Annotated in this window: 3 protein-coding genes; all 3 read right to left on the reverse strand. The window is 67.9% G+C overall.

Annotated features, from left to right (window positions below; translation table 11 throughout):
* Positions 1-333 precede the first annotated feature (333 nt).
* Entirely contained in the window at positions 334-1,539 is a 1,206-nt protein-coding gene (gene flgL / locus D183_RS0100625; protein ID WP_017907281.1) for a flagellar hook-associated protein FlgL, read from the reverse strand.
* Positions 1,536-3,410, reverse strand: a complete 1,875-nt coding sequence (gene flgK, locus D183_RS0100630; protein WP_017907282.1) for a flagellar hook-associated protein FlgK — start codon at positions 3,408-3,410, stop codon at positions 1,536-1,538. The genes flgL and flgK overlap by 4 nt, the downstream gene beginning before the upstream one ends.
* Positions 3,411-3,421: 11 nt before the next feature.
* Positions 3,422-4,070 (reverse strand): flagellar assembly peptidoglycan hydrolase FlgJ (gene flgJ, locus D183_RS0100635; RefSeq protein WP_017907283.1); only part of this gene is annotated, 649 nt, incomplete at its 5' end.

The raw sequence follows: 4,070 nt of genomic DNA on the forward strand, positions 1-4,070 counted from the left end.
TTTTGATATCTCCTCTAAGCGATTTGTCCGGCAACCGGTTGGTGCCTGGAGTCTCCGCAGGGGGCCATCAATTTGGCCAGTGCGGCTGGTGATATAAGTAACGGCGACAGGCTCGCAACCTTTAGCGATTTACTGCAGAAAATTTGCCGTTCCGGCGATGCGCAAAACACCAGGAACGCCGCGGAGAGCCTTTCTCGGCCGCACTTCGGCAAACTTTAGGGCTGCCTGCGCGTTGTCTACCTATCCAGCGGCGATGACGATCTTTGTATAACGCGAAAGGCCCGGAAGCGTCGCCGCGCTCCGGGCCTTTCTGTATATCCGGTATATCGCCGATCAGCCGAGCCGGTCGAACAGCGACATCCTTTGCATCTGGGTAAAGATGGTCTGTGCCGCTTTCAGCGCCGACTGTTCCAGTTGGTACTGGGAGATCGCCTGTGCGTAGTCGAGGTCGCGCAGCGAGGACAGGGTGGTCTTCAGGGTGACGTCGTTGGAGGCGCGCAGGTCGGTGGCGTTGTCGATCGCCGCGAGCTGGGCGCCGCCGGCGGCGCGCGCGTCGATCATCTTCGACGAGGCCTGGGTGATGTCGCGCATCGACGACTGCAGACCATTCTGCAGGGCAGCCTTGGCGGCCGGGGTGATCGGATCGGTGTTGAGCAGGTTGACCAGGTTGCTGATGGTGGAGAACACGTCCTTGGTGGTCGAGGCGCCGATCTGGAAGCTGTCGCCGGCGGCGGGGGCGCCGTCCACGCGCATCTTCAAGCCGGGCAGGCCGATGCTCTCGCCGGCGGCATAGGTGCCGGTGTTGACCACCGCGCCACTGCTGTCGCGCACTTCATAGGTGGTGGCGGCGGTGAACACGACACTGTAGCTGCCGCCGTTCCAGGCGCTGCCGGAGCCGTCGCGGCTGAAATCCAGCAGCAGGCCGGTGCCGGTGTTGCCGGCGGCCGCATGCGCGTCCACGGTGCCGTCGCCGGTGGGCACGCGCATGAAGATCTCGCTGCCGGGCAGGGTGTCGGAGACCTTGGTGTCCGGTGCCACTTCCACGCTGCGCTGGGTCTGGTTGCCGCTGTAGACCACGTTGCCCGAGACCACGGCGAACGGGGCCGCATCGTCGGCGGTGCCGCCGAACAGGTAGCGGCCGGAGCCGTCGGTGCTGTTGGACAGGCTCAGCAGGCTGTCGTGCAGGGTCTTCAGCTCCGCGGCGATGGCCTTGCGGTCGGGCGTGGTCAGCGCCGAACTATTGGCTTCCACCGTCAGATCCTTGACCCGCGCCATCAGGTCGCCGGCCTGCGCCAGCGAGTTTTCCTGCAGGTTGAGCCGGTTCTGCACGTTGTTGGCGTTGTCGCCGAAGCGCGCCAGCGCGGCCACCGTGCGGTCCAGGCTGACCGCGGTGCCCGCGGCGACCGGATCGTCGGCCGCACTGACGATGCGCTGACCGGTGGAGAGCTGTTGCTGCAGGTGCGAGATCGTCGCCTGCTTGCCGAGCATGGTGTTGAGCGACTGATTGAAGATCATGCCGCTGGAGATGCGATTGCTCATCGGACCGCGCTCAGGATGGACTGGAACAGGGTGTCGGCGGTGGAGATCAGGCGCGAGGCCGCCTGGTAGGCCTGCTGCAGCCGCAACATGTCCGCCGCTTCCTCGTCGAGGTTGACGCCGGACAGCGAGTCGCGCGCGTCCTGGGCGCTGCTCTGGATCACGTCCTGCGCATCGGCCGCGTACTTGGCCTGGCGCGCCGCCGAGCCGACCGTGGTGGTCAGGCCGGCCACCGCACCGTTGAGGGTGATGGTGCCGCCGTTGAAGGCCTTGGCATCGTCCAGGTTGGACAGCAGCAGGGCGTTGCCGTTGTTGCTCGAGCCGACCCCGGTCGGGCCCACCGCGAAGCTGTCGCCGGCGGACGGGACGCCGTCCATGGTCAGGCTCCAGCCGTTGGCGCTGATGGTCTGGCCGGCGGTGTAGGTCTGCGGCGCGCCGCCGTTGATCGAGTAGTGGGTGGAATCGATGAAGGCGATGTTCGCCGGCGTCAGCAGATTGGCATTGCTGGCGTTGGTCGCGGCGACGTTGCTGACCTTGCCGGTGCCCTGGTTGCTGAGCGTGGCGCTGGCCTGGATCGGCGTCGCCGCGGCGATGCGCGAGGGGTCGCTGATGGCCACGGACAGCTTGCTGATGGCATTGGCGGTGGGCTGCAGCAGGAACTTGTCGCCGCTGGCGGCGGTGCCGGAGACCTGCAGGGTCACGCCGTTGACCACGAACGGATCGGCGTTGGTGCCGGAGCCGCTCATCGGGACGCTGGCGCCGGTGTCGGCGCGGCTGGCGCTCCAGGCGGTGCCGTTGTAGGTCAGCAGCAGGTTCTGCCCGTCGAGCTTGCTCAAGTCGCTGACGTTGGCGGTGAACGCCGCGGTGCCGGTGTTGGCGCTGTTGCCGTCCACGGTCGGCGCCGGCAGGTTGAAGAAATCGCCGCCCATCTGGCCGTACAGGTCCATGCCGGCGTGGTGCTGCTGGTTGTAGCTGCTGGCCACGCCGGTGGCGATGCGGCCGAGTTCGGCCTTGGTCGGATCCAGGACGTTGCTGCGGAACTCCAGGAAGCCGCCGAGCTGGCCGCCCAGTGCCTTGCTGGTGAGCGGCGTCGAGCCGCCAGGCGTCTTCAGCGCGATCTGCAGCTTTTCCGGCTGGTAGGGATCGGGACTGGTGACCAGGGTCGACGCATTGGTGCCGACCACCATCGCCTGGCCGCCGGAGGTGTAGACGTTCATCATCCCGCCGTCCTGCTGGATGACGCTGCCGCCGGTGTAGCCGATGAGCTGGCCGATCATCTGGTCGCGGCGATCGAGCAGGTCCGGTGCGGCGGCATTGGCGTTGGAGCCGATCTGGCCGTTGAGCTTGGCGATCTCGGTGGCCAGGCGGTTGGCTTCGGCGGTGCCGGCCAGCAGACCGTTGTTGACTTCGCTGCCGAGCGAGTCGAGCTGGCCGTTGAGCTGCTTGAAGCGGGTGACCAGCGAATTGCCGGCGTCCAGCAGGTTCTGCCGGTTGGCGCTGGCCGAGGCGTTGGAGGACAGGCCGGTGGTGGCGTCGAAGAAGTTCGACCACTGCCCGGCGATGCTGGTGGCCTTGTCCGAGAACAGCCCGTCGACGCGGCTGGACAGGCTGGAGAGCTGCTTCAGCCGGGCGACTTCGCCGGTGCTGTCGAACAGGCGCGAGATCGCCAGCTGGTCGGCGACGCGGGAGACGTCGGTGATCTGGGTGCCGTTGCCGATGAACTCGCTGCCGTACTGGCTCGGGACCGTGGTCGCGAACGTCGTCCGCTGCCGGCTGTAGCCGTCGGTATTGATGTTGGCGACGTTGTGGCTGACCGTGGACAGGGCCCGCTGGAAGGCGAGCAGGGCGCCGGTACCGGTGGAGAGGATGGACATGGACGGCTACCTCAACGGCGCACGAGGCCGGACGGATCGACGGTGCTGGCCAGCACGCGCTCGATGCCGCCGGCGGCGGCGCTGCCGATCGCGGCGACCGCGCGGCCGATGGTCGGGCCGCCGGCGATGGCGGCGATCTTGGCTGCGTAGGCGGGGTCGGTGGCGTAGCCGGCGCGCTGCAGGCCCTGGGCGAAGCCGCGGATGTCGGTGCCGGCCTTCAGTGCCTGCTGGTAGCGCGGATTGGTCTTCAGCAGGCGCACGTAGTCGGCGAAGCTTTCCGCCGGCGAGGAATAGGCACGGAAATCGGCGGTCTGCGACTGCTTGACCCCGTCCACGTACTCGTGGGTGCCGGTGGTCACGCGGTCGCCGTTCCAGCCGGTGGCCTTGATCCCGAACAGGTTGTTGGAACTGGCGCCGTCGCCGCGGGAAATGCCGCGGCGGCCCCAGCCGGTCTCCAGCGCGGCCTGCGCGACCAGGGCGCGCGCGTCCACGCCCAGTTCCTGCGCGGCCTTCTGCGCATGGTTCCAGATCTTGGCGACGAAGCCTTCCGGGGTGCGCTCGCCGAGGCTGGCCGCGGCGGCGTTGGCGGCCGCGGCGGCGCTGGGATCGATGGCGGTGCCGCTGTCGGCGGCCGCCTGCACGTTCGACCAGCGGTCGTCG

This window comes from Xanthomonas sp. SHU 199 (assembly GCF_000364665.1).
Lineage (GTDB): Bacteria > Pseudomonadota > Gammaproteobacteria > Xanthomonadales > Xanthomonadaceae > Xanthomonas_A > Xanthomonas_A sontii.